Genomic DNA, 1374 nt, shown 5'->3' with positions numbered 1-1374 from the left:
CGGGGTGATCACCCCGCAGGCGCCCTACTCGTTGTCGCCTCGTTCCTGCCGGGTGCGCGCGCGTCCCGGTGGGGCCGCGCACCCGGCGGGCGGGCCCTACCGGTTGTCGGTGCCCGTGGAGCTCTCGGGAGCGCCCGTGACGACCAGTTCGCCGACCCGGTCGGCGAGGACCTCGCGGGCTTCCGGCGGCATCCTGTCGTCGGTGATGAACCACCCGATCTGGTCCAGGTCGGCGAAGGTGCTGAGCCCGGTGATGCCCCACTTGGTGTGGTCCGCCGCCACGGCGACGCGGCGGGCGCGGGAGAGGAACATCCGGTTGGTCTGCGCCTCCGCGAGGTTGGGGCTGGTCAGCCCCTGGTGCTCGGTGACGCCGTGGGTGCCGAGGATCAGCAGGTCCACGTGGAGGGAGGCGATGGCGTGATCGGCGATGGGGCCGACGAGGGCCTCGGAGCGGGTCGCGCTGCCACCCGTCAGGAGGACCACGGGGGCCCGGTGGGCGCCGTCCGCCGCGCCGCGGACGAGGCGCTCGATCGGCAGGGAGTTCGTGAGGATGGTCAGGTCCGGGACGTTCAGCAGCTGTGCCGCCACGGCGTGCGTGGTGGTTCCGGCGCTGATGGCCACCACCGTGCCGGGATTGACCAGGGCCGCGGTCGCCTCGGCGATGGCGGCCTTGGCCGCGGACTCCAGGGTCGACTTCACCTCGAACCCGAGTTCTTCGCTGGTGCCGGCCGCGACCGCGCCGCCGTGGACCTTCTCCACCGCGCCGGACCGCGCCAGCGCGTCGAGGTCGCGGCGGACCGTCATGTCCGACACCCCGAACGCGACGACGAGATCGGAGACGCGCACGGCGCCGTCGCGTCGGACCGCCTCCAGGATGAGGGCGCGGCGCTGTTGGACGAGCAGTCCCTGATCGGACATCCCCATACCTGTCGTCGACTCCCTCGAACGGATCGAATATAGCGCAGTAGGACCTTCGGACAATGGGTGCGAGACGAGCGGATCGGAGAGCCCGCACCGGGCGCCGCCCGCTCTCCCCGCGGCGCGCCGCCGGGCCGTGCGACCGGGCTCGGACCGGCTCGCGGTCGGTACCGGTCCGCCGGTGGCGCCCGTCCCGAACGGGCGCCACCGGCGGACGGTGGCGATCGGGCCGACCCTCGGCGGCCCTCGCCGTTCCGCCAGGCGACCGCCCCGGTCGTACCGGTCGTGGAACGGCCGGCGCTGGTTCGGGTCCTGGTGGAAGTCACGGTGTCGGAAGTGCGGTGTCGTGGCTGACCCGGCCTCCGGGTGCCTGTGCGGAGGGGTTCGGGGTGGTGGTGTCAGGCGGGGAGGCCGATGGGGCGTTCGCCGTTGCGGCGTTGTTGGATGACGACGGCG

1 protein-coding gene is annotated in these 1374 nt (G+C 73.5%); it reads right to left on the bottom strand.

Annotated features, from left to right (window positions below; all coding sequences use genetic code 11):
* Positions 1 to 96: 96 nt before the first annotated feature.
* Positions 97 to 918, bottom strand: coding sequence for a DeoR/GlpR family DNA-binding transcription regulator (locus tag ACWDRR_RS44475; protein ID WP_449778049.1), 822 nt, complete (start codon positions 916 to 918; stop codon positions 97 to 99).
* Positions 919 to 1374 lie beyond the last annotated feature (456 nt).

It is taken from the genome of Kitasatospora sp. NPDC003701, assembly GCF_053587085.1.
This window is presented reverse-complemented; position numbering and strand designations above follow the sequence as displayed.

Excerpts from the sequence above, each read along its gene's own strand:
- ACWDRR_RS44475 (WP_449778049.1), bottom strand. The coding sequence starts at position 918 with ATGTCCGATCAGGGACTGCTCGTCCAACAGCGCCGCGCCCTCATCCTG.